This is a genomic window from Nocardioides sp. (genome assembly GCF_025965415.1).
Classification (GTDB): Bacteria; Actinomycetota; Actinomycetes; order Propionibacteriales; family Nocardioidaceae; genus Nocardioides.
Window position 1 is genome coordinate 1 of the sequence record NZ_JAOPWY010000175.1, and the last position, 24352, is coordinate 24352.

Sequence of the window (24352 nt, forward strand, 5' to 3'; positions counted from 1 at the left end):
GCTGGTGTCGTGGGCGCGGTGGTGGTGGTGCTGGCAGAGCAGGACCGCGTTGGTCAGGTCGGTTCGACCGCCGTGGTGCCAGGGGTCGTGGTGGTGGGCGTCGCACCAGGTGCCGGGGGTGTCGCAGCCGTCGGCGCGGCAGGTCTGGTCGCGGAACAGGAGGGCTTTGCGTTGGGCGGGGGTGAAGAGCCGCTTCGCGCGGCCGAGGTCGAGGGGCAGGCTGGTGCCGTCGAGGACGGCGGGGAGGATGTTCGCGGTGCAGGCCAGCCGGCGGGCCTGGCTGGCGGTGATGCGGTCGCCGGTGAGGTCGTCGCCGGGGACGAGGCCGGCGCCGAGGAGGTCGGCGGTGGCGAGGTCGGCCTTGGGGGAGGCCAGCGGGATGGTGACGATGACGGTGGTGGCGTCGCCGCCGTGCACGGGCAGCCGGGTCGGGTCGATGGTCTCGAGGAACTGCACGAACGCCTGTCCGAGGCGCTTGGGGTAGGGCAGGCGCGTCAAGGGATCCGCAGCGGGCGCCTGGTCGTCGCGGCTCGCGCGGGGGTTGGTGAAGGCCTCGAGGTACGTCGCCAGCCGGGTCGCAGTCGCGTCCGACACCAGCGCGGAGATGCGAGTGGTCCCGTCGCCCTGGCGGCGCATCGTGAGACGGGTCTTGTCGGCGGCGTGGGCTTCGAGGTCGGCGAGGCGGTCGGCCTCGGCCTGCTCGGCGATCTCGGGAGCGACGACGTCGAGGATCCGGCGTCCGATGCGCCCCAGCTCCTTCGGCCCGAACACGGACGCCTGTGAGACGAGGTGGGCCTCGGCCGACGTGACGGTGTCGGCTTCGACGGACGACGGGAGCGCGGCGAGCGCCCGGTGGATCACGTGCGCCTGGTCGAGCGTCACCACCCCGTCGCGCATCCCGGCCGCCAGCACCGGAAGCTCCCGGTCCAACGCCGACGCGAGAGCGAGGTCGGCCCGCGCGCCGCCGAGCCGCGTCCGGGTCCGGGGGGCCAGCCACGCCGCGGCGTCCTTCGCGCCCGTCGAGTCGGCCAGGTCCCCGGCATCTGCCAGGACCCGCAGCCGCAGCTCGGCCAGCTGCCCCTCGGCCCGCACCAGCTCGCACAGCGCCGACGCCTTCTCCTCGGTCGACAGGAAGGTCGGGTTCGCCCCCGCGACACCCTTCAGCAGGGCGCGGATGTCTGAGACGGCAGCGACGACCGGATGACTCACCGACTGGCCTCCTCTCGACGACGGCGTACGGCCACGCACACGCGTGGCACCCAACTCATCGTCGCTCCTGGAGGCCCGGGCACCCGGACTATTACGTCACCCTCGCAACTCGCCCCACCAGCCCGGCCATCGACCACCCGGTCACTCCGCGGAACGTGACACCGACGCTACGCCCACCACAGTGCTTTAGGAACACATGTTCGATCAAGGTTCGCCACACCTTCGTTCAACGGGCTGTCACCATGGGACACATGGGCGCGCGTGTTCTGGTCGTGGTCTCGGGCCTCCCCGCCAGCGGCAAGACGACGGTGGGCAGGGTCCTCGGGGCGGCCCTGTCCCTCCCCCTCATCGACAAGGACGCCATCCTCGAAGGACTCTTCGACAGCCTCGGCTGCGAGGATCGACGTCGAGGCGTTGGCCGACACGGTGCGCGCCGCGATCGAACGCTGACGGGGGCCGCTCAGCCCAGCAGCACCAGGTCGTCGCGGTGGATGACCTCACGCTCGTACGCCGCCCCGAGCGCGGTCTTGAGCTCACTGGTCGAGCGGCCCAGCAGCGCCGGGAGCTCGTCGGCGTCGAAGTTCACGAGCCCGCGCGCCACGGTCGCTCCGTCGGGACCCAGCAGGTCGACCGCGTCGCCGGCCACGAAGGTCCCCGAGACCCCGGTGATCCCAGCCGGCAGCAGGGAGGCACCGCGCGAGACCACCGCACGTACGGCGCCGGCGTCGAGGGTCAGCGTCCCCAGTCCAGAGGTCGCGTGCGCCAGCCACAGCAGCCGGGTGGGGCGGCGCTTGCCCGTGGCCAGGAAGAGCGTGCCGATCTCGGCACCCGTCAGTGCGTCGGAGGCACGTTCGGCCGAGGTGAGCACGACGGGGATGCCGGCCCCGGTGGCGATCCGGGCCGCGTCGACCTTGGTCGTCATGCCGCCGGTGCCGACACCGGAGGAGCCGGCCGGACCGATGGTCACGGAGGCGAGGTCGTCCTCGGAGCGCACCACCGGGATCAGCGTCGACCCGGCGCGGCTGGGCGGACCGTCGTAGAGCCCGTCGACGTCGGAGAGCAGGACCAGCAGGTCGGCATGGACGAGGTGGGCGACCAGGGCGGCGAGGCGGTCGTTGTCGCCGAAGCGGATCTCCGAGGTGGCGACCGTGTCGTTCTCGTTGACGATCGGGACCACGCCGAGCTCGAGCAGCTTGGCGAAGGTCTGGTGGGCGTTGCGGTAGTGGGCGCGGCGGGTGACGTCGTCCACGGTGAGCAGGACCTGGCCGGTCACGATGCCGTGCCGGGCGAACTCCTCCTGGTAGCGGTGCGCCAGCAGGCCCTGCCCGACCGACGCGGCCGCCTGCTGCGCGGCCAGGCCGCTCGGGCGCCGAGTGAGCCCCAGAGGGGCCAGGCCCGCCGCGATGGCGCCGGACGACACGAGGACGACCTCGGCACCGGCTGCGCGTGACGCGGCGAGCACCTTCACCAACCGGCGTACCTGCACCGGGTCGATCCCGCCGGTCGCCGTGGTCAGCGACGACGAGCCGACCTTGACGACGATGCGCCGCGCCCCGCCCACGAGGGCCGAGCGCTCAGTCGTCACTGCCGTCCCAGTCCGGGTCGTCCTTGGTGCCGATCTCGTAGGCCATCGGGCCCACGCCGGAGCTCCCGGAGCTGCGGTTCGGGCCCTTCTTGCGCTCCGCGTCGAGGCGACGGGCCACGTCGGCGCGGGCCTCCTCCTCGGCCTTGGTCTCCATGGCCGAGGCGATCTCGGAACGACGGGTGCGGGCCGGGCGCTGCTCGCGCAGCCGCTCGTCCTCACCGCGCCGGCCCAGCATCTCCGCCCCGGCCTCGATGCTCGGCTTGAAGTCGAAGACGACCGAGTTGTCCTCGGCTCCGATGAGGACCGTGTCGCCCTCCTGGGCGCCCATCTGGACGAGCTTGACCTCGACGCCGAGCCGGTTGAGGCGGTCGGCGAGGAAGCCCACGGCCTCCTCGTTGCTGAAGTCGGTCTGGCGCACCCACCGCTCCGGCTTGGCACCGCGCACGCGCCAGCCATCGTCGGTGGCGACGACCTCGAAGTCGGCCTTGGCGTCGACCGCCCGGGGTCGCAGCACGATCCGCTGCGGCTCGACCTCGGGCGTGTCAACGCGCGAGGCCGTCACGATCTCGGCCATCGCGAAGGTGAGCTCGCGCAGCCCGGCCCCGGACGCAGCGCTCACTTCGAAGACCTGGAGGCCGCGGGCGCGCAGGTCCTCGACGACCATCTCGGCGATGCCCTGGCCGTCGGGCACGTCGACCTTGTTGAGGGCGATCAGCCGCGGCCGGTCCTCGAGCCCGCCGTAGCGGGAGAGCTCGCCCTCGATGATGTCGAGGTCGTCGAGCGGGTTGCGCCCGGGCTCGATCGTGGCCGTGTCGATCACGTGGACCAGCGCGGCGCAGCGCTCGATGTGGCGCAGGAAGTCGTGGCCCAGCCCGCGTCCCTCCGCGGCACCCTCGATGAGCCCCGGCACGTCGGCGACGACGAACGTCGTGTCGCCGGCGGTGACGACGCCCAGGTTGGGGATGAGGGTGGTGAAGGGGTAGTCGGCGATCTTGGGCCGGGCCCGCGAGATCGCCGCGATGAGCGAGGACTTGCCGGCGCTCGGGAAGCCGACCAGGCCGATGTCGGCCACGACCTTGAGCTCGAGGCGTACGTCGAGCTCGTCGCCGGGCTCACCCAGCAGGGCGAACCCGGGGGCCTTGCGCTTGGACGAGGCGAGGGCCGCGTTGCCGAGCCCACCACGACCGCCCGCGGCGATCACGAGGGTGGTGCCGTGGCCCACCAGGTCGGCCAGCACGTTGCCCTGGCCGTCCGTGACGAGCGTGCCGTCAGGAACCAGGAGGGTCAGGTCCTTGCCGTTGCCGCCGTTCTTGTGGTCGCCGGCGCCCTGGCCGCCGTTCTCGGCGCGGCGCTTGGGGCTGTGGTGGTAGTCGACGAGGGTCGTCACGCTGGTGTCGACCTCGAGGATGATCGACCCGCCCTGACCACCGTTGCCGCCGTCGGGACCTCCGAGCGGCTTGAACTTCTCACGGTGCACGGAGGCCACACCGTTGCCACCTCGTCCGGCTGCGAGGTGCAGCGTGACGTGGTCGACGAACGTGGGGATGGCCATGGGGGTTCCTTGCTGTGGTGGAGGTGCGGGGACGTGTGGCCCCTAAAGCCGCGAAGGGCGCCCCCAGACAGGGACGCCCTTCGCAGAAGTTCTCAGTGTCGCGGTGACGTCACTCGCCCGGGACGATGTTGACGACCTTGCGACCGCGGCGGGTGCCGAACTCGACCGCGCCGGCCTGCAGGGCGAACAGGGTGTCGTCGCCGCCACGGCCCACACCGGTGCCCGGGTGGAAGTGGGTGCCACGCTGGCGGACGATGATCTCGCCCGCGCCGACGACCTGGCCACCGAAGCGCTTCACACCGAGGCGCTGGGAGTTGGAGTCACGGCCGTTCTTGGTGCTCGCAGCACCCTTCTTGTGAGCCATTGTTCAGTCCTTCTGGGGAGACTTGGTCGACCTCGAGCGAGCGCTCAGAGGGAGATGTCGGTGACCTTGACCTGGGTGTACTTCTGGCGGTGACCCTGGCGCTTCTTGTAGCCGGTCTTGTTCTTGTACTTCTGGATGATGATCTTCGGGCCCTTGGTGCGGCCCGTGACCTCGACGGTCACGCTGGCCTTGTCCAGGCCGGTCGCGGTGACCTTCTCGCCGTCGACGACCATCACCACAGGAAGGGTGAGGGTGTCGCCCGCGGCGGCCATCGCGTCGATCTCGATGACGTCGCCCACGGCAACCTTCTGCTGCTTGCTGCCACTGCGCACGATCGCGTACACGGCGAGTCACTCTCCTCGATACGAAACTACAGGTAAAAGAACTTTCGGGACTGCGCACGACACCGCCTGGGGCTTCGGGCGAGTACGCCGCGTGGCGGGCGCGCAGAATCGGTGTGTCGAACACCGAGGGTCAAGACTACGGGATCGAGGGGCGACCGGGCAAAACGACGTCCGGTCGCCCCTCTCCCCCGGGGTCAGCGCTTGCGCGTGCCCTTCTTCTTGATCGGGACGTGCTCGACCACCGGGGCGTCGCCCGCCGATTCCTCGGCACCCGTATCGGCACCCGGCTCGACGCCTGCGGTGCCGGGCTCGACGAGGCCCGACTCGGGGAGCGTGCCGGTCACGCCGACGGTTGCCGAGCCCGCGGCCGGGAGCACCGGCGGACCCGCCGGACGACTCGCCGAGCGGCGACGCGTACGTGTGACCACCCGCGGCTTGTCGTCCGCGGCAGGGGCCTCAGCAGGCGTCTCCTCGGCCGGAGCCTCGATGGGAGCCTCGACGGGAGCCTCCGCCGCAGGCTCCGCAGGAGCCTCGGCAGGGGATTCCGCGGGAGACTCCGCAGGAGTCTCGACAGAGGCCTCCGAAGGGGTCTCGACAGGAGTCTCGACGGGCGTCTCGGCCTGCTGCTCGTCCGACGGCTCGGCGTCCTTCTCGGCCTCGAGCTCGGCTTCCTTCTCGGCAGCCTTCTCGTGGCGGGCCATGGCCGCGACGTCCTTCGGCGACGGGGCGTTGCTGCCCCCGGTGCCACCGCCGTTGCCTCCGCCGCTCTGCTCGGCGGACCGGTCGGAGCCGTTGCCCTCGCCGGTGGCGCCGCGGCGACCGCGACGACGACCGCTGCGCCGGCCCTCGCCGTCGTCGGACGAGGCGTCGGGGTCGACGGGCTGGTCCTTGATGACCACGCCCCGGCCCTGGCAGTGCTCGCAGTTCTCGCTGAAGGCCTCCACGAGGCCGGTGCCGATGCGCTTGCGCGTCATCTGCACCAGGCCGAGCGTGGTGACCTCGGCGACCTGGTGGCGGGTGCGGTCGCGACCGAGGCACTCGACGAGGCGGCGGACCACGAGGTCGCGGTTGGACTCCAGGACCATGTCGATGAAGTCGACGACGATGATGCCGCCGATGTCGCGCAGCCGGAGCTGGCGCACGATCTCCTCGGCCGCCTCGAGGTTGTTCTTGGTGACCGTCTCCTCCAGGTTGCCCCCGGAGCCGGTGAACTTGCCGGTGTTGACGTCGACGACGGTCATCGCCTCGGTGCGGTCGATGATCAGCGAGCCGCCCGAGGGCAGCCAGACCTTGCGGTCGAGACCCTTCTGGATCTGCTCGTCGACGCGGTAGGTCGCGAAGATGTCACCGCCGGTGGCGCCGCGCTCGAAGCGCTCGACGCGGTCGGCGAGGTCGGGCGCCACGGACTCGACGTAGCCGTAGACGGTGTCCCAGGCGTCGTCACCCTCGATGACGAGCTTGGAGAAGTCCTCGGTGAAGAGGTCCCGCACCACCTTGAGGGTCAGGTCGGGCTCGCCGTAGAGCATCTGCGGACCCGAGCCCTTGTGGGACGACTTCCTCTCGATGTCCTCCCAGCGCGACTTCAGGCGCTCGACGTCGTGGGTGAGCTCCTCCTCGCTGGCGCCCTCGGCGGCCGTGCGCACGATGACGCCCGCCGTGTCCGGGACGATCTCCTTGAGGAGGGTCTTGAGGCGGTTGCGCTCGGTGTCGGGCAGCTTGCGCGAGATGCCGGACGTGGTGCCGTCCGGGACGTAGACCAGGAAGCGGCCGGCGAGGCTGATCTGGCTGGTCAGGCGGGCGCCCTTGTGGCCGATCGGGTCCTTGGTGACCTGCACCAGGATCATCTGGCCGCTGGAGAGGACCGACTCGATCTTGCGGGGCTGTCCCTCCTTGTGGCCGAGCGAGGACCAGTTGACCTCACCGGCGTAGAGGACGGCGTTGCGGCCCTTGCCGATGTCGATGAAGGCGGCCTCCATCGACGGGAGCACGTTCTGCACCCGGCCGAGGTAGACGTTGCCGATGAGGGAGGTCTGCGACTCGCGGGCGACGTAGTGCTCCACGAGCACCTTGTCCTCGAGCACGCCGATCTGGGTGAGGTCCTTGCGCTGGCGGATCACCATCACCCGCTCGACGGACTCGCGACGGGCGAGGAACTCGGCCTCGCTCACGATCGGCGCGCGGCGGCGGCCGGCCTCGCGTCCCTCGCGGCGGCGCTGCTTCTTGGCCTCGAGGCGCGTGGAGCCGGCGACCGCGGTGATCTGGTCCTCGGCGGAGCGCGTCTTGCGCACGCGGGTGACAGTGTTGGTGTCGCTGTCGTCCCCGCCACCGTCCTCGCCGGCGCGGCGCCGGCGACGACGACGACGCGAGGAACCTTCGCCGTTGCCGTCGGCCGAGCCGGAGTCGTCGTCGGTGGACCCGGCGTCGTCGGTCGAGGTGTCCTCGGCGGCGTCTCCGTCGCCGGCGCCGTCCGAGCCGTCGGTGCCCTCCGCGGAGTCGGAGCCGTCGGACGACTTGCGCCGGCGGCGGCCGCCACGGCGGCGACGACGACGGGCGGGACCACCCTCGCCGTCGCCGGACTCGTCGTCCTGCGCGGACGAGTCCTGCGACTCGTCCTCGTCGTCCTCGTCGTCCTGGTCGCTGGTGGCCGCCACCTGCTCGGCGGCAGCCTGCTCGTCCTCGTCGGACGTCGCGGCGTCAGCCTGGGCGGCGCCGGACTTCTTGCTGGAGGTCTTCTTGGCGGCGCGCTTGCGGGCCGGCTTCTCGACGGGCGCGGCTTCGGCGGCCGTCTCCTCGGCTGGCTCGGCGGCCTCGTCGGTGGCCTCGGTCTCCTCGAGCTCCTCCTCGACGGGCGGCTCGACAGGCGCGACCCTCTTGCGCGTACGGCGGGTGGTCGTGGCGACCGGGGCCTGGAACAGCACGGCGTGGCCGGTGGCTCCGTCGGCCGGGCTCTCCTCAGCGGTGGCCGCCTCAGCGGTGGCCTCCTCGAGCTGCTCGGGGGCGGGGGTCGCCTTCTTGGCGGTGGACTTGCGGGCGGGCGCCTTCTTGGCCGTGGTCTTGCGGGCGGCCGTCTTCCTCGCCGGGGCGGCGGACTCGCTGCCCTCGACGGAGGCGGCGGCCTCGGCGTCGGCAGTGGGCTCGGCGGCGGGGGCGTCGGCGACCGCCGCCTTCTTGGCGGGGGTGCGCTTGGCGGCCGCCCTCTTGGCCGGCGCCCTGCGGGCGGTGGTCGTCACGGCCTGCGGCTCGGCGCCCGGTGCCTCGGCGGCCGGGGTGTCGGCGGCAGGGGTAGCGGCGGCCGGGGTGTCGGCGGCGACGTCCGGGGTGGACCCGGAGGCGGCGGCGGCCTTCTTGGCGGGCGCCTTGCGCGTGCGGCGGGTCACGACGGGCGCTGCCGGCGGAACGGCCGCCGAGGTGCCAGGCGTGTCGCCGGTGACGGCTTCGGTGCGCTGGGGCTGGTCTTCATCGAGCATGTGGTGCTCCTCGGGCACCGTTGCGGTGCCGATACGGCGTCCACCGCTCACGCGCGAGCGATCCCGGGGACGCAAAGCTTCAGTGGCGGCGACCCCCTCCGCGTGAGCGTCTCCGAAGGACTTCTGTCACCTGCCGCGGTCGCCGGGCGCCGGAGCCACTGTCACTGACTCCCGTAGCCGCGTCGCGGTCCGGTGACGTCCACCCGTCCGGGTGCCTGCCACTGGGGTGACCGGCGAGAACGTCGTCGGCTCGACGGATCCTGACGGTTGTCAGGGGACGTCGAACGTGCCGAGTATCGCACACCGACCCTCGGGGACCCCTATGCCCGATTCGCCAGCGGGTCGCCGACCCCGCCGGCGTCCAGGAGGGGACCCTGGGCCAGCCGCGTCATCAGCGGGGCCTCGCCCGGGGCGAGACCCGCCACGGTCGTGAGGCCGCGCAGCACGTCGTCGGGGCGCACGGCCGGCGTGCCGTGGCGCAGCACCACCTCGAACGACGTACGTCCTGGCTCGGCGGCGTCCGCCGGCAGCAGCTCGAGCGCCACGACGGCGGCCCGCGCGTCGAACTCGCGCATGCCCTTCTTGGTCATCCGCTCCACGAGCGCCTCGTCGGCGGCCAGGAAGCGCGTCACCGCGTCGGTCGCGGCCTCCCGGTCGACGGCCAGGTCGATGCGCCAGCGACTGCCCTCGAGCAGGTCGGACAGCGAGCCACCCGGGGACTCGACCACCTCGAGGACGTCCAGCCCGGGGGGCAGCGCCTCGTCGAGCATGGCGTGGACATCGGCCGGCACGACCACCTCGGACAGGGCCAGCTCGAGGTACTCGGCCTCGCTCGCGGAGCCGGTGGGGGCCGCTCCGGCGTAGGAGATGCGGGGGTGCGGGTTGAAGCCGGAGGAGTACGCCATCGGCACCCGGGCGCGGAAGACCGCCCGCTCGAAGGCACGGCTGAAGTCACGGTGGCTGGTGAAGCGGAGCCGCCCGCGCTTGGCGTAGCGCACGCGGAGGCGCTGGACCGGAGGGGCTTGCTGCTCGGGCTGGTCCTTGGGCACCGGCACACCGTAGTCGCGCCCTCGGGCTCAGGACGAGACGGCGTAGACCCAGCGGGTGTCCCCACCCCACTCGAAGGACCTGACGGGCTCGAGGCAGTCCTGGTCGAGCTCGCGGGACGACACCACCGTCGTCAGGCGCACCATCCGGCGGGCCACGGTGCACGGGGACCCGGTGACCGAGACGATGTCCGGACCGGGGTTGGCGAACGTCAGCTCCTTGTCCTTGCTCCAGGTGAACCAGATGTAGGACCCACCCCGGTTCCACACGTCCTCGTGCGTGCGTCCCGGGTCGAGCCGCGACCACGCGGCGACCTCGGGTCCGGACATCTGCCGACCCGACAGGGCGGGTACGCCGGTGGCCATCATCAGCGAGTCGACCGAGTAGCTGTCCGCCACCCACAGGTCACCCGCCTCGCGGGCCGGGTCGGACTCCTCGAGCAGCTCCTGGGCGATCGCGCTCCCCCGGAGGTCGCCGAGACCGAGGAGGAGCGGGTTGACCTGCCACACGAGCGAGGACGCGAGCAGCCCGCCGAGGGCGTAGCCGAGCAGGTGGCGCGGGCGGAAGGTGAGGACGAAGACCGTCACCGCCAGCAGCAGGGCGGCCAGCCAGATCCCGCGGACGGAGAGGTCGGGGAGGTTCTGCAGGCGGAGGTAGGAGCCGGCGTACGCCGCGACCGCCGCCGTCGTACCGGCCGCCAGGAGGGACCACGACACGGCGCTGCGCGCCCTGGCGGCGGGCAGCAGCAGGCACAGCAGGACCACGCCGAGGTGCCCCAGGACCTGCGTGGACCGACCGGACGGCACCTGGTTGAGCAGGGGGACCTTCGACCCCAGCACCCCGAAGTCGACGGTGGACCACAGCAGCCAGAAGCCGGTGAGGGCCAGCACCGCGATGACCGCCCACCGCTGGCCGGGAACGCGCCAGGTGACTCCCCGGGACAGGAGCAGCAGTGCCAGCACCAACGCCACGGTGAAGCCGGAGGAGATCTCTGAGGAGTTGGAGCCGACCACCGCGACGCCGTCGGCCAGGATGCCCAGGTTGGTCGCCCCGAAGAGCGCCTGCACGGCGTTGGCCGATCCCGAGACCACCCGAGTGCCGGGGTAGACGGTCGAGCCGGACGCCTGGATCGCCGCGCTGTTCTCGAGGTAGACCGCCGCCAGGAACACGAGGGTCAGGAGGCCGACGCCGCCGACGACGGCCAGCGTGCGCCGCCGCGGGGGGCTGGAGAGGAGCGCCGCGACCGTCCCGAGGAGGATCACCGGCACGACCACCAGCGCCCAGGGCGGGTAGAGCAGGGGGGTCCGCACCAGCAGCGCGGCGCTCGCCGCGCCCCACAGCCCGGCACGCCACCACCGGCCCTGCCGCGCGTCGAGGCAGGCCCGCTGGAGCGCCACCGCGGCCCCGAGCGCGAAGCCGAGGAGGTTGGCGTGGGTGTTGGACCACCAGGCGTTGGCGGGCGAGAAGAGGATCAGCGCGGCCGCGAACCAGCCGATCCACCGGCTGCCGGTGAGGGTGCGGAACCACGCGGGCGCGGCGAGGAGCAGCAGCAGGGTGCCCAACCAGAACTTGGCGGCGAAGAGCATGCCGTCCGGCAGCCACGGGCCGAGCCTGAGCGCGGTGCCGTCGAGGAAGAGCAGCGACGTCACCGGGCCGGACGGGAGCACGTTGAGCAGGGCCTGCGACGCCGTCAGCGGGTTGAGGTCCTCGGTCTGCCCGGTCGCGGTCACGCCCAGCGCGAGCGGTGAGGCCGTCAGGAACTCGTCGGAGCGCGTGCTGCGGGCCTCGCCGAGCATCACCCCGGACGGGTGCTCGGGGTCGGCCCGCAGCTCGGCGGCGCCGATCGACGACTGCGTCGCGCCGGCCAGGCACAGGACGACGTACAGCAGCACCGGCACCACGACGTGCCATGGCAGGGAGGAGAGGGAGATCCGGCGTGCGGGACCAGCAGTGATGTGGCCCACCGGGACCTGACCTCCTGACGGCGTGGGCGGACGAGCGGCCGCGATAGTATCGCGGGCATGTCCGGGGAACGCGTGCTCATCATCGTGCCCGCGTGGAACGAGCAGGACGCCATCGTCGGCACCATCACCGAGATCCGTGCCTGCGTCCCCGACGCCGATCTCCTGGTCATCGACGACGGCTCGCGCGACTTCACCGTCGACCGCGCCCGTGCCGCGGGCGCGACGGTCTGCCCCCTCCCGTTCAACCTCGGGGTCGGCGGCGCCATGCGCACCGGCTACCGCTACGCGCTGCGGCACGGCTACGACGTCGCCGTCCAGATCGACGCCGACGGCCAGCACGACCCGCGCTACCTCGCGGACCTCCTCGAGCGCCTCGACACCGCCGACGTCGTGATCGGCGCCCGGTTCGCCACGCCCGACGACCCCTACAAGGTGCGCGGCCCGCGGCGCTGGGCGATGGTGCTCCTCGCCTCGGTGCTCTCCCGCCTGGCGCGCACCCGGCTCACCGACGTGACGTCGGGGTTCCGCGTGTCCAACCGTCGCGCGATCGCCGTCTTCGCCACCCACTACCCCGCCGAGTACCTCGGCGACACGGTCGAGTCGCTCGTGATCGCCGCCCGCGCCGGCTGCAGCATCACCCAGGTCCCGGTCACGATGCGCGCGCGGGTGGCGGGCCGCGCCTCGCACTCGCCCGTCAAGGCCGCCATCTACCTGTGCCGCGCGATCGTCGCCCTCATCCTGGCCCTGGTGCGTGACTGGCCGTCCCAGCTCGAGGACGCGGCTCCGGTCGAGGAGCTCGTGGGCGAGCCCGGCGCGCCTGCCGGACCGGTCACGGACACGACCGTCGAGCAGGAGGTGCGAGGATGAGCGGTGTCACGATCCTCGGGCTGGCCGGCTCGCTCATCATCCTGCTGGCGCTCTTCGAGATGATGCGCCGGCACCGGCTGCGGGAGAAGTACGCGCTGATCTGGGCGCTGGTCGCCCTCGCCATCATCACCGTCGCGGCCTTCCCGTCGCTGCTGATCCACACCTCGGAGGCCATCGGCCTCGAGGTGCCCGCCAACCTGCTGTTCTTCGCCGCGTCGATGGTGATCATGGTGCTCACGCTCCAGCACAGCTCCGAGCTGGGGCGCCTCGAGGAGCGCACCCGGACGCTGGCCGAGGAGATCGCCCTGCTCCGCCTCGAGATCGAGCAGCACCGGCGCCCCGGAGGCAGCCTCCAGGCGGCGGCCGACCACGACGAGACCGACGAGTGAGCCCGGCCGACCCGAGCCCGCTGGAGGTCTTCATCCCCTTCTGGGGCGACCCCGAGCTGCTCTACGCCACGGTCGAGAGCGTGCGCGCCCAGACCGACCCGGACTGGATGATCACCGTCGTCGACGACTGTTATCCCGACCCCACGGTGGCCGAGCACTTCGCGGCCGAGACGGACCCGCGCATCCACTACCTCCGCAATGACGTCAACGTGGGCATCACCGACAACTACCAGCGCTGCCGCGAGCTGGCCTCCGGCGAGCTGATGATGTTCCTCGGCTGCGACGACCTCATGCACCCGCAGTTCGTGGAGACGGTGAAGTCCGCCCATCGCGAGTTCCCCGGGGCCGCGACCATCCAGGTGGGCGTCCAGGTCATCGACGAGGACGCCACGCCCATCGACCCGCTGACCGACAAGGTCAAGCGCGCGATCAGACCGCGCGTACGCCGTCGCACCGAGCTGTCCGGCGAGCCGCTGGCTGCCAGCCTGCTGCGCGGCGCCTGGCACTACTGGCCGGCCCTGGTCTTCCGCACCGAGGTCGTCAACCGCTTCCCGTTCCGCGACGACCTGCCGATCATCCAGGACCTCGCGCTCCTCATCGACATGACCGCTGCCGGCGAGTCGCTCGTGCTCGACCCCGAGGTCTGCTTCTCCTACCGCCGGCACACGCAGAGCGCCTCGTCGACGAGCCTGCTGCACGGCAGCAGGTTCTCCGACGAGCGCCGCTACTACGCCTCGGCCGCCGAGCAGATGGCCCAGCGCGGGTGGACCCGGGCCGCGCGCACCGCACGGCGGCGCTGGACGTCGCGGCTGCACGCGGTGACCCTGCTCCCCAAGGCGCTCGGGCGACGCGAGCGCAGCGCCGTACGCTCCCTGCTCGAGCACACGCTCGAGCGCTGAGGCGCGGGGCGTCAGCCTCGCCCTGCGAGGGCCGTCCGGAAGACCTCCAGCGTCTCGCTCGCCACGCGATCCCAGCTGAACAGGCGAGCCTGCTCAAGCCCGGCCGCCGCCATCGCGGGCAGGACCTCCGGACGGGTCGCGACCGTGCGCAGCGCGTCGGCGATCGAGTGCAGGTCGAGGGGGTCGAACCAGAGGGCGGCCTCGCCGCCCACCTCGCGGAGCACCGGCAGGTCGGAGGCGATCACGGGCAGCCCCTCGGCCATGGCCTCCAGGATCGGCAGGCCGAAGCCCTCCGCGAGGGTCGGGAAGGCCAGGGCACGGGCCCGCGCGCGGAGGTCGGCCAGCTCGGCGTCGTCGACCCAGCCGCGCAGCTCGACCCAGTCCTCCATGCCGACCTCGGCGACGACGGGGGCGAGGGGGTCCTCGCCCCGCGCCCCGGTGATCACCAGGCGGGGCCGGACCTCCTCGTCGACCAGCGCCAGGGCGCGGATCAGGCGGTCCCAGTTCTTGTGGGGCCGTCGCTGGCCGCTGGCCACCACCAGATTCTCGGTCCGGTCGGCCGGTGCCGGCGCGGCCTCGGGATGCTCGGCAGCGAGCGGGACGACGTGCAGCCGCTCCCGCGGGAAGCCGAGGTACTTCACGATCTCGTCGCCGGAGACCTCGCTGTCGGTGATCACGTGGGCGGCGTTGGCCGCCCCCCGCTTCTCCATCCACATCACCGGACGCGTGTAGAGCGGGGTCGTCATCAGCTCGGGGTGGCTCCAGTAGAGCATGTCGTGGATGGTGACCACCGTCGGCATGGACGTCCACATCGGGCTCAGCGTGGCGGGTGAGTGGACCAGCTGCGCCTTGCGGCGCCGGGCCAGCCAGCTCGAGGCCACGAGCTCGCCGAAGGCCCACACGAACCGGTTCTCGCCACTGATGCGCGAGGCGATCACCTCGCCGGGGAACCACGACAGGTCCAGCGCGGCACCCTCTTTGCTCGCCAGCGCGACGAAGTCGAGGCCGGTGTCCATCCGGCCCAGCGCGCGGTAGAGCTCACGGGTGTAGGTCTCCATCCCGCCCTTGGTGCCCGTGTAGGACAGCATGTCGACGAACACGAGCGGGCGGTGGGACACCGACGATCCTCCCGGAGGGTCAGGCTGGGACGGGCCCGACCCTAACCGATGCGACGGCGGCCCCAGAGCAGGTGCACCGCGACCCCGACGGCCGGGCCGACCAGCAGCGACGTGACGACCCGCGCCTCCAGGTCGCCCGGGCCCAGGAGGGTCGCGACGGTGGCGACAGTGGCCGCCAGCCAGCCGGCGAGGTAGACGGCGTGGTGGTCGAGCGCGAGCGCGGCCGCGCCGGTGACGGTCAGCACCGCGACCAGCCCGGCGCCCAGCACGAGGCCGGCGAACACCGGCCCGTCGAGGTGGTAGTCGGGGTTGACGAGGCGCAACGCCCACGGGCCGATGGGCCAGGCGGCGAGCGCCCCGACGACGGTCAGGCCACCGATGCCGGCCAGCACCGGCACCAGGGCTCGTACGCCGTGCACGGCGACCTTGGTGACCACGACGTTCTGGTAGGCCCCGAGCGGCACGAGGAGCGGGGCGCGACACAGGGAGACGGCGAGCATGATCGGCGCCGCGCCCTCGAACACCGCGTCGGAGGTCGTGACCTGCAGCAGGACCGGGTAGCCGACCAGCAGCAGCGCCGACACCCCGGCCGCCGTGCACGACGCCACCAGGCGGCGCACCATCCCCCGCACGTCCACGTCGACCCGCTGGTGCCACAGGTCGCGGTAGCGGCGCGACGCGACCGTGGCGGCCAGCCAGAACCCGGAGGCCACGGCACTGGCGAACGCGAAGCCCGTGACTCCCGCGGCCACGACCACCACGACCCCGAACAGCACGAGCCGCGTGACGGTCTCCCCCGCGACCAGGAGGCTGTAGCCGGACCAGGCGCCACGACCCGAGGCGACGCCGGCGACCGCCGCGTGCACGCTGAACAGGGTCGTGCCGACCACGGTGGCGCCCAGCAGGGCCGCCCAGTGAGCCCCGAAGACCGGCGGGGCCCAGAGCACGCCGGTGAGGGCGACCACGGCGACGAGGGTCAGCGCGAACCCGAGCACCACCGGCATCAGCGACGTCGTACGCGCCCCGGCGTCGGGCCGGCCCGACGGCGAGCTGACCGCCCGCGTCGTCTCGGCGGTCACGCCGATCAGGACGCCGTACATGGCGAAGACGACTCCCCAGAACACCAGGAACTCCGCGTTGTCCGCCGGGCTCAGCGCGCGAGCGGCCAGGATCAGCGCGACGTAGCCGGACAGACCACTGATCAGCGCGGCGCCGAGCACGGACATCGTCGAGCTGGCCGGCCGTCGGGCGGACTCCGCGTCTGTGGGGAGCTCGCCCACGGTCACCCGGTGATCCGCGCGAGGTCCGACTGGAGCAGGGAGTGGCGCCGGTCCACGACGGCCGCGAGGTGGCCCACGCCGTAGGCGACCGCGGGACGGCTCACGAACGCGCGGGTGAGGGGGGAGATCCTGCCGCGGTAGAAGTAGTGCACGAGGTCGCTCGTCACGGCACCGTCGAAGCCGAGCTCGCGGGCGAGCCGGTCGAGGGAGTCGCGGGTGTAGAAGGTGATGTGCTGCCCGGACTCGGGCGTGTAGTACCACCAGTCCCCCGGCCGCGGAGCCGGGTCCGGCAGCACCTGGGTGGTCACCAGGAGCCGGTCGGTGCTCGCGGCGACGTCGCGCAGCGACTCGAGGGGATCGGCGAGGTGCTCGAGCACCTCGAACGCCGTGACGAGGTCGAAGCGCTCACCGACGAAGCTCCCCACGGCGTGGCCCTCGGCGAACACGTTGGCCGCCAGCGGGTCGGAGTGGGTGAAGTCGTAGCCGCGGTCGCGCAGGAGCCGGGTGAGCGTGCCGTAGCCACCCGCCCAGTCCATGAACCTGCCGCCGCGCAGCCGCTCGGTCCGCAGCACAGTCGCGGTGACGTTGGCCAGGATCTGGCACCGGTCGAGGAGGCCGATGTCGAGCTTGGCGATGGCCGACCCGTAGGCCTCGTCCAGCCAGGTCGGGTCCAGCGCCATCACGAGCCGGCAGGCGGGGCACCGGTGGTAGGTGACGTCGACGTGGCCGAGCACCTGCCCCTCGTCGAACGGCACGGTGTCGGTACGACAGACCCGGCAGGGGTGCGACATGGAGGAGGTCACCTTCCGGTTGCGACGGCGTCTGGTCGCGGTCATCCTAGGCGCAGCCGGGGGTGGCGCCCGGAGCACCACCGCCGCGGATGGCGGTGGGTGCTCCCCGCGTTGCTAACCTCGCCCGTCATGGGAGGACCCGACCGGACGCGCGGCGACGCGCCCCGTCGACCCTCCGGCACGGTGCGCCTGGGCGAGCGCCTCGACAGCCGGGACAACAACTTCGACGTGCTGCGCCTCTTCGCCGCCTGGGCGGTGCTGGTCTCGCACTCGTTCGCCCTGGTCGGGCACGAGGAGCCCCTGCACCAGTTCGGCACCACGCTCGGCAACCTCGGGGTCCTCGTCTTCTTCGCGGTCAGCGGCCTGCTCATCCGGCGCAGCTGGGAGTACGACCCCTCGCCCCGGGACTTCTGGGCCAAGCGCGCGCTGCGCCTGATCCCGGCGCTCGCCACGGTCGGCGTGGTCACGGCGTTCGTGCTGGGTCCGCTGGTCACTTCCCTGTCCCCGGGCGACTACTTCTCCCGCGCCGAGACCTGGATCTACCCCGTCCGCATCACGCTGCTGTTCCCCTTCGGCGCCGAGCTCCCCGGGGTCTTCGACCACGGCTACTACCCCGGTGCCGTCAACGGCCCGCTGTGGAGCCTGCCGGTGGAGGTCTTCGCCTACCTCGTGCTGTTCCTGCTCGGCATCAGCGGACTGCTCGCGCGTCGCGCGGTGATCACCGGGTTGGCGGTCCTCGGCCTGGCCTGGGCCGCCGTGTGGGTGCCCCACACCTCGGACGCGATCGGGTCGACGTACGTCCTGGCGGCGTTCGCCGTCGGTGCCGCGGCGTACTCCTGGCGCGACCGGCTCGTGCTCGCCTGGCCCGTCGCGCTGGCCCTGCTGCCGATCTGCGTGGCGACCGGTCTGGGGCCGGAGCCCCTGCGGGTCGTGGTGTGGACGCTGGCGGCGGTCTACCTGTCCTACTGGTTCGCCTACGCCCTGCCGCCGGTGGGCAGGGTGCTGACCCGCTTCGGCGATGCGTCGTACGGCGTCTACATCTGGGCGTTCCCGGTGCAGCAGACGGTCGTGCAGGTCGCCGGCGACGACGCGAGCCCCTGGCTGGTGCTCGTCGTGGCCACGCCCGTCGTGTGGCTGCTGGCGATCACCTCGTGGCGCCTGATCGAGCGGCCGGCCCTGCGGCACAAGCCGCGACCGACCGCCGCCACCGCCGGTGACGACACCCCCCGCACCGCGCCCGGGGCCGACGACCCCGTGGCGCACCCGCGCCCCCACGGAAGTTAGGCTCCGACCTCATGTCGTGGGCGAGAGGTACTGCCGTGTCCGACGCTCCGGACCGGACCCGCAGCGGCACCCGGCGCACCGTCGCACTGTGGCTCGCCACCTGCCTGGCCGGCTTCGTCGCCCTGGCCGGATGGTCGCTCGCGTCCCCGGCCGGCTCGTCCCCCGACGACGACTACCACCTCGCCTCGATCTGGTGCGCCCAGGGCATCGACCAGGACTCCTGCCGCAGCGTCGAGGGCAAGCCCGACGAGCGGGCGGTCCCCTACCTCGCCTCCGGTGCCGGCATCTGCTACGGCGGGGACTTCAGCGCCAGCGGTGCCTGCCAGGACCAGTTCACGAGCCTCGAGCCCGAGGTGACGACCAGCCACGGCAACTGGGGAGGCGCCTACCCGCCCTACTTCTACGCCCTGATGTCGGTGTTCGTGGGCACCGACGTGCCCACCGCGGTGCTCACCATGCGGCTGGTCAACTCGTTGCTGGCGGTCGTGCTCGTGGCCGGTCTCGCCGCGCTGCTCCCGCGCCGGCGCCGCGCGCTCGCGGCCGTCCCGCTGGTCCTCACGGCCGTCCCGCTGTCGATGTCGGTCCTCGCCTCCACCAACCCCAGCTCCTGGGCGGTGCTGGGAGCGGCACTGCTCTGGCCGGCGCTCTACGTGGCCTACGAGGCGGAGGGACGGCGACGCCTGGGGCTCGCCGCCTTCGCCGTCCTGGCGGCCTTCATCGGCTCGGGCTCACGGGCCGACGGCTGCCTGTTCGTGCTGATGAGCGTCGCGCTGGTGCTGATCCTGCGCGTGCGCCACCTGCGCAGGGCCCCGCTCGTGACGGGAGCCGCCCTCGTCTGCTTCGCCCTGGCCGCGGCGATCTTCCTGTCGTCCGGGCACGCGTCGGCGCTGACGGAGGGCTTCGGCTACACCCGTCCGGAGCTGACCGACACGCAGCTCCTCCTCATCAACCTGTCCTCGCTCCCCACCCTGTGGCTGGGCGTGTTCGGCTCGGGGCCCCTGGGCCGCGCCGGCTGGCTGGACACGCCGTTCCCGCCGATGATCTCGATGCTGACCATCGCGGCCTGGTTCGGGCTGCTGCTGCAGGGCTGGCGCCAGGTGTTCCCGGCCAAGCTGGTGGGGCTGGGGCTCGTCGGCGCCGCGCTCTTCGTGCACCCGATCTACCTGCTCATGCAGTCGCACGTGCTGGTCGGCGAGGGTGTCCAGCCGCGCTACGTGCTGCCGATCCTGACCATCTTCACGGGCCTGTGCCTGCTGGGCGCCCGCGGGGTGACCCTGCGGCTGAGCCCAGCCGCCTACTGGGGTGTCGTCGCCGCACTCGGCCTCGCCCACGCCGTGTCGCTGCACATCCAGATGCGGCGCTACGTCACCGGGCTGGACGTCTCCAAGATCCTCTTCGGTGACGACCTCGAGTGGTGGTGGGACTCGGCCCCCAGCGCCACGACGGTCTGGGTCCTCGCGTCCCTCGGCTTCGTCTGGCTGACGGCGGCGGTGCTGCGACCGACTATGCTCGCGCCGCACGAAGAGCCACGGGAGGGCCGTACGTGAGCGACCAGACCAGGACCGACGCAGAGCTGCTCCGGGAGTCCGAGCTCTTCGACACCGACTTCTATCTCAGGAAGAACCCGGAGGTCCGCAAGTCCGGCGTCGACCCCGTGCTCCACTACCTGCGGCAGGGCGCCCGCGACGGTCGCGACCCCTCGAAGGCCTTCTCCACCAACGCCTACCTGCGCCGCAACCCGGACGTGGTCGAAGCCGGCACCAACCCCCTCGTCCACTACCTGCGCACCGGCAAGGACCAGGGCCGGGCGCTCAACCCGGTCGAGGACGACGCCCGCATCGTGCGGGAGTCCGGCTTCTTCGACGAGGACTACTACCGCCACTTCAAGCCCGACCTCCCTGCCGACCGGGACGTCGTGCGCCACTACCTGCGGTTCGGCCGGCGCGACGGCCTCGACCCGAGCGAGAAGTTCTCCACCTCCGGCTACCTCCGCCAGAACCCGGACGTCGCCCGGACCAGCTGGAACCCGCTCGTCCACTACCTGCGCCACGGCCGCGCCGAGGGCCGCATCGCGCCGCGCGGTGCGCTCCGCGAGCCCTACGTCGACGCCCTGTACGCCGAGCGTTGGCAGGCGATCCAGCCGATGCCCGTCACCAAGCTGCCCGCCGGCGAGCGACGCATCAGCATCGTGACCGACAGCGTCGCGCCGCACAGCCTCTTCGGAGGGGTCGGCACCGCCATCATCCTGGGCGTCCAGCTGGCGAACCGGTTCGGTGACGGCACGCTGCGACTGGTCACCCGCACCGACATGCCCGACGGCCAGGTCATCTCGCTGCTGAAGGAGGCCACCGGGGTGCACCTGGACGGCGTCCTGGAGCTGGAGCAGGTCTCCACCGACGGCAGCCAGCGCCTGCAGTTCACCGACCGGGACATCATCATGACCACCTCGTGGTGGACCACCCGTGCGGTGCTCGACAGCGACATCCCCCGCGAGCAGGTGCTCTACCTCCTCCAGGAGGACGAGCGCATGTTCTACGCCTACGGCGACGAGCGGCTGCTGTGCTCGGAGACGCTGGCGGAGCCCGATCTCGCCGTCGTCGTCAACACCTCCCGGCTGCTCGAGCACCTGTCGGGCCCGGGCGGGCTCCCCCACCTGCGCGAGAGCGCCATCGCGCTCGAGCCGGCGTTCCCGACACGCGACGCGTCCGTCGTACCTGCCGGGTCTCGGGCTGCGAAGCGCAACCTGTTCTTCTACTCCCGCCCGCTCAACGCCCGGAACCTGTTCTGGCGCGGGAGCCAGGTGATCGCCAGGGCCGTGGAGTCGCGGATCCTCGACCCCGACGAATGGGAGTTCCACTTCGTGGGGCGGGGCACGCCCGACCTCACGCTGCCGCGCGACGTGCACGTCAACATCATCGAGGGGCTCGGCTGGACCGACTACCAGGACCTGGTGGCGTCGATGGACGCCGCGCTGGTGCTGATGGACACCCCGCACCCCTCCTACCCGCCCTACGACCTCGCCTCGGTCGGCGCCGCGGTCCTCACCAACTCCCACGGCATCAAGACCGACCTGTCCGACATCTCGGACAACATCGTCGTGGCCCCGTCGACCGTCGACGGCCTGCTCGAGGGACTGCGCGAGATGGTCGAGCTCGCGCGCGACCCCGAGCGCCGGGCCGCCAACGTCGCCGCGGACCACATCGTCCGCGACTGGGAGAGCACGCTGGTGCCCGTCGTCGACTGGGTGATGGACCGCTTCCGCGACACCCTCGGCGCCGACGAAGGCATCGTCCCGGATGTTCACTGACCTGCCCGAGGCTCCCGGCGAGGTCCGCGACCTCTGGGACAGCACGATGGCCGAACGTGTGGGGACGATGCTCGACGGCGAGCACCGCGTCGCGTTCGTCTACCGCACGCCCGACACGAGCACCTTCCGCTACCGCGTGGCCAACACCGTCGACGCCCTCAACCACGCCCCGGGCGCCCGCCTGCGGGCCGGCTGGTTCTGCGACGACGAGCTGCGCGCCCTGACCCGGATCGTGCCCGAGCTGGACGCCATCGTGGTGGCCCGCTACCCCTTCAACGCGGCACTGCGCGAGCTGGTGCAGAAGGCCGACGCGCACGGCGTTCCTCTGGTCTTCGACTGCGACGACCTCGTGTTCGACGTGGGCTTCGCCGAGCTGGTGATGAGCTCGCTTGGCAAGGACCCGGACGTCAACGCCGAGTGGGACGTCTGGTTCGCCTACATGGGTCGCCTCAACGCCTCCCTGGGCGCCTGCCGCGGTGCGACGACCACCAACCCGCTGCTGGCGCGCCAGCTGTCGAGGTACGTCGACGACGAGCCGGGCATCGTGCCCAACGTGTTGAACCGGGCCCAGCAGGCCTACTCGCGCGAGCTGCTCGACGCCAAGACCGCCCACGGCTACCGGCGCAGCGGGCCGGTCACCGTCGGCTACTTCAGCGGCACGCCGTCGCACGTGCGCGACTTCGCGATCGCCGGCCCGGCGCTCGCCCGCCTGCTGGACGAGGACGACGACGTATCCGTGCGCATCGTCGGCTACCTCGACGACCTCGGCGCGCTGGAGCCGCACCGGGAGCGGGTGGAGTTCCAGAAGTTCATGCACTACGTCGAGCTGCAGCGATCCATCGCCGAGGTCGAGGTCAACATCGCGCCGCTGTCCCACACGGCCTTCAACATCTGCAAGTCCGACCTCAAGTTCTTCGAGGCGGCCGCGGTCGGCACGTGGACGGTCGCCTCGCACACGCCCTCGCTCGACGACGCGATCAAGGACGGGGTCACCGGACGGCTGGCCAAGGCCCACGAGTGGGACGGCGCGCTGCGCGAGGCCGTGGAGCTCGCGCGCGACCCCGCCGCCTACGCCGCCCAGGTCGGACCGGCGGCCGAGCTGGCCCACCGCCGCTGGGCGTGGGACTCGGTGGCCGCCCCCCTCACCGCGGCGCTGGAGCCCTACCTCGGCCGACGCACGGGCTGACCGTCCGGTCGGCTCACACGTGCGGGGCGTCGGCGAGCGGCTCGAACAGGTCGTCCGGCAGCTCCTGGACGCGACGCAGGTTGGGCATGGCCACGGCACGCGGCGTGAACCGGTCGTCGTCCGGGACCCCCCACCGGGACACGACCGCCAGGCGTTCCCACTCCTGCACGCGCGCCTCGCGGGTGCGCGACTCGTAGTGGTAGAGCTCGCTGTTGGCGACGAACACCGTGCGGAGGCCGGCGGCCTGCACCTTGTAGCAGAGGTCGACGTCGTTGAAGTTGCCTGGGAGCGTCTCGGTGAAGCCGCCGATGTCGAAGAAGGTGTCGCGCCGCATGGCCGCACAGGCGGCCGTCACCCCGGTGACCTCCCGGTTGACGACAAGCTCCCCGAACGGCCCGACCTCGTCGCGGGTCCAGAACTTGAAGGGATGGTGGTAGCCCGCGTTGTAGTAGGCGTGCCCCGCGTGCTGCACGGTCTGGTCGCTGAAGTAGAGCTTGGCGCCGGTCAGGCCGACGTCGACCTCGTCGAGCGGCGCGACCAGCTGCTCGAGCCACCCCTGGGAGATCGCCTCGATGTCGTCGTTGAGGAAGACCACCCGGTCGCCGGAGGAGTGGCACACCCCGACGTTGACCTTCTCACTGAAGTTGAACGGGCGGTCGAACGGCACGAGCAGCAGGCGGTCGCCCGCGACCGACCGGAGCTCGTCGAGGACGGCCGCCGGGGTCGGCGTGTCGTGGACGACGACCACCTCGACGTCGTCGTGGTCCGTGCGGGCGAGGAGCGAGCGGACGGCCTCGACGACCAGCACCGTGCGCTGCCCACGCACCAGCGAGGACTGACCCGCGGTGGGGATGACCACCGAGACACGGAGCCCCGGGTCGAGGCGACGCTCGACGACGTAGCGACCGGGCTCGGCCCCCGGCCCGGCCGTGGCGGCGATGCCCACCCGGTCCAGGTGCTCCTGGACCGCGCGGATCCCGGCCGTCTCGGCGTACGGCTTGGCCTCGATGTCGACCGCCGTCGACCCCTCCACGGCACGCCAGTGGTAGAGCACCTCGGGGACGTGCACCACCCGTCGCGCGCGCTCGGTGACGCGCAGCACCAGGTCGTGGTCCTGCGAGCCCTCGAAGCCGTCCCGGAAGGCGCCGACCTCGCGGACCAGGCTGGTGCGGAGCACCGACAGGTGCGAGGTGTACATCTGCCCGCGCAGGCGCTCCGGCGACCAGTCGGGCTTGCGGAAGGCGCCGTACGTCGTCCCGTCCTCACCGACCTTGTCCTCGTCGGTGTAGAGGTAGTCGACGTCGTCGTAGCGGTCGATGGTGTTGATGACGGTCGTGAGCGCGCCGGGGGTGAGCAGGTCGTCGTGGTCAAGCAGGGCGATGAACTCGCCGCGGGCCGCGTCCACCCCGTCGTTGGAGGCCGCCACGATGTGACCGTTGACGTCCCGCTCGATGAGCGTGATCCGCGGGTCCTGCTGCGCGTACTGGGCGATGACCGTGGGCACGGCCTCGTGGGAGGAGAAGTCGTCGACCATGATGAGCTCCCAGTCCTGGAAGTCCTGGGCGAGGACCGACTCGATGCACTCCTTGAGCACGTCGACGGGCGGGTCGTAGACCGGCGTGACGATCGAGATGCGGGGAGCGGCGCTGGCTCGCGGGCTCACCGCAGGGCGCTCCGCACCCGCCGTGCGGCACGGCGG

At 72.2% G+C, this 24352-nt stretch carries 19 protein-coding genes; 7 read left to right on the forward strand and 12 right to left on the reverse strand.

Annotated elements, in window-relative coordinates; genetic code table 11:
- The 8 genes from JWN97_RS18290 to JWN97_RS18325 all read right to left on the reverse strand — a co-directional run.
- Window positions 1-1209 (reverse strand): HNH endonuclease signature motif containing protein (locus JWN97_RS18290; RefSeq protein ID WP_297626127.1); only part of this gene is annotated, 1209 nt, incomplete at its 3' end.
- Between the two features lie 460 nt (window positions 1210-1669).
- On the reverse strand, window positions 1670-2794 hold the full coding sequence (gene proB / locus JWN97_RS18295; RefSeq protein ID WP_297626130.1) for a glutamate 5-kinase: 1125 nt from the start codon (window positions 2792-2794) through the stop codon (window positions 1670-1672).
- A complete protein-coding gene (gene obgE / locus JWN97_RS18300; RefSeq protein ID WP_297626133.1) occupies window positions 2784-4346 on the reverse strand; it encodes a GTPase ObgE in 1563 nt (520 codons plus the stop codon). The genes proB and obgE overlap by 11 nt, the downstream gene beginning before the upstream one ends.
- A gap of 109 nt (window positions 4347-4455) precedes the next feature.
- Window positions 4456-4710: a 50S ribosomal protein L27 gene (rpmA, locus tag JWN97_RS18305; RefSeq protein ID WP_135840891.1), complete on the reverse strand. Its 255-nt coding sequence runs from the start codon at window positions 4708-4710 to the stop codon at window positions 4456-4458.
- Between the two features lie 44 nt (window positions 4711-4754).
- Entirely contained in the window at window positions 4755-5054 is a 300-nt protein-coding gene (rplU, locus tag JWN97_RS18310) for a 50S ribosomal protein L21 (protein WP_129473078.1), read from the reverse strand.
- Window positions 5055-5248: 194 nt separating this feature from the next.
- Entirely contained in the window at window positions 5249-8521 is a 3273-nt protein-coding gene (locus JWN97_RS18315) for an Rne/Rng family ribonuclease (protein ID WP_297626150.1), read from the reverse strand.
- Window positions 8522-8841: 320 nt separating this feature from the next.
- Window positions 8842-9570, reverse strand: a complete 729-nt coding sequence (locus JWN97_RS18320; RefSeq protein ID WP_297626153.1) for a TIGR03936 family radical SAM-associated protein — start codon at window positions 9568-9570, stop codon at window positions 8842-8844.
- A 27-nt stretch (window positions 9571-9597) separates the two neighbouring features.
- Complete coding sequence (locus tag JWN97_RS18325; protein ID WP_297626156.1) at window positions 9598-11532, reverse strand: hypothetical protein; 1935 nt, start codon at window positions 11530-11532, stop codon at window positions 9598-9600.
- Between the two features lie 57 nt (window positions 11533-11589).
- Between JWN97_RS18325 and JWN97_RS18330 the strand changes: the two genes are divergently transcribed.
- Genes JWN97_RS18330 through JWN97_RS18340 form a run of 3 tightly spaced genes read left to right on the forward strand, consistent with a single transcriptional unit; the run spans window position 11590 to window position 13687 of the window.
- Window positions 11590-12399, forward strand: coding sequence for a glycosyltransferase family 2 protein (locus JWN97_RS18330; protein ID WP_297626159.1), 810 nt, complete (start codon window positions 11590-11592; stop codon window positions 12397-12399).
- A complete protein-coding gene (locus tag JWN97_RS18335; protein ID WP_297626162.1) occupies window positions 12396-12788 on the forward strand; it encodes a DUF2304 domain-containing protein in 393 nt (130 codons plus the stop codon). The genes JWN97_RS18330 and JWN97_RS18335 overlap by 4 nt, the downstream gene beginning before the upstream one ends.
- Entirely contained in the window at window positions 12785-13687 is a 903-nt protein-coding gene (locus JWN97_RS18340) for a glycosyltransferase (protein ID WP_297626165.1), read from the forward strand. The genes JWN97_RS18335 and JWN97_RS18340 overlap by 4 nt, the downstream gene beginning before the upstream one ends.
- Window positions 13688-13698: 11 nt before the next feature.
- Here JWN97_RS18340 and JWN97_RS18345 read toward each other — a convergent pair whose 3' ends face one another.
- The 3 genes from JWN97_RS18345 to JWN97_RS18355 are packed head-to-tail and all read right to left on the reverse strand — an operon-like array spanning window position 13699 to window position 16876.
- Window positions 13699-14805, reverse strand: a complete 1107-nt coding sequence (locus JWN97_RS18345) for a glycosyltransferase family 1 protein (RefSeq protein ID WP_297626167.1) — start codon at window positions 14803-14805, stop codon at window positions 13699-13701.
- A 41-nt stretch (window positions 14806-14846) separates the two neighbouring features.
- Complete coding sequence (locus tag JWN97_RS18350; RefSeq protein WP_297626170.1) at window positions 14847-16091, reverse strand: hypothetical protein; 1245 nt, start codon at window positions 16089-16091, stop codon at window positions 14847-14849.
- Entirely contained in the window at window positions 16088-16876 is a 789-nt protein-coding gene (locus JWN97_RS18355) for a class I SAM-dependent methyltransferase (RefSeq protein ID WP_297626172.1), read from the reverse strand. The genes JWN97_RS18350 and JWN97_RS18355 overlap by 4 nt, the downstream gene beginning before the upstream one ends.
- 129 nt (window positions 16877-17005) lie before the next feature.
- Here JWN97_RS18355 and JWN97_RS18360 point away from each other — a divergent pair, with 129 nt between their 5' ends.
- The 4 genes from JWN97_RS18360 to JWN97_RS18375 are packed head-to-tail and all read left to right on the forward strand — an operon-like array spanning window position 17006 to window position 22653.
- Window positions 17006-18160 carry an acyltransferase gene (locus tag JWN97_RS18360; RefSeq protein WP_297626175.1) on the forward strand — a complete coding sequence of 385 codons (1155 nt, stop codon included), beginning with the start codon at window positions 17006-17008 and terminating at the stop codon, window positions 18158-18160.
- A 35-nt stretch (window positions 18161-18195) separates the two neighbouring features.
- On the forward strand, window positions 18196-19707 hold the full coding sequence (locus JWN97_RS18365) for a DUF2142 domain-containing protein (protein WP_297626178.1): 1512 nt from the start codon (window positions 18196-18198) through the stop codon (window positions 19705-19707).
- Entirely contained in the window at window positions 19704-21467 is a 1764-nt protein-coding gene (locus tag JWN97_RS18370; RefSeq protein ID WP_297626182.1) for a hypothetical protein, read from the forward strand. Before JWN97_RS18365 ends, JWN97_RS18370 begins: the two co-directional genes overlap by 4 nt.
- A complete protein-coding gene (locus JWN97_RS18375) occupies window positions 21457-22653 on the forward strand; it encodes a glycosyltransferase (protein WP_297626185.1) in 1197 nt (398 codons plus the stop codon). Before JWN97_RS18370 ends, JWN97_RS18375 begins: the two co-directional genes overlap by 11 nt.
- A gap of 13 nt (window positions 22654-22666) precedes the next feature.
- On the opposite strand, the gene JWN97_RS18380 is transcribed toward JWN97_RS18375, so the two are convergent.
- Window positions 22667-24352: glycosyltransferase (locus JWN97_RS18380; RefSeq protein WP_297626188.1), on the reverse strand; the 1686-nt coding region annotated here is incomplete at its 5' end.

Excerpts from the sequence above, each read along its gene's own strand:
- obgE (WP_297626133.1), bottom strand. The coding sequence starts at position 4,346 with ATGGCCATCCCCACGTTCGTCGACCACGTCACGCTGCACCTCGCAGCC.
- rpmA (WP_135840891.1), bottom strand. The coding sequence starts at position 4,710 with ATGGCTCACAAGAAGGGTGCTGCGAGCACCAAGAACGGCCGTGACTCC.
- JWN97_RS18315 (WP_297626150.1), bottom strand. The coding sequence starts at position 8,521 with ATGCTCGATGAAGACCAGCCCCAGCGCACCGAAGCCGTCACCGGCGAC.
- JWN97_RS18330 (WP_297626159.1), top strand. The coding sequence starts at position 11,590 with ATGTCCGGGGAACGCGTGCTCATCATCGTGCCCGCGTGGAACGAGCAG.
- JWN97_RS18335 (WP_297626162.1), top strand. The coding sequence starts at position 12,396 with ATGAGCGGTGTCACGATCCTCGGGCTGGCCGGCTCGCTCATCATCCTG.
- JWN97_RS18355 (WP_297626172.1), bottom strand. The coding sequence starts at position 16,876 with ATGTCGCACCCCTGCCGGGTCTGTCGTACCGACACCGTGCCGTTCGAC.
- JWN97_RS18360 (WP_297626175.1), top strand. The coding sequence starts at position 17,006 with ATGGGAGGACCCGACCGGACGCGCGGCGACGCGCCCCGTCGACCCTCC.
- JWN97_RS18375 (WP_297626185.1), top strand. The coding sequence starts at position 21,457 with ATGTTCACTGACCTGCCCGAGGCTCCCGGCGAGGTCCGCGACCTCTGG.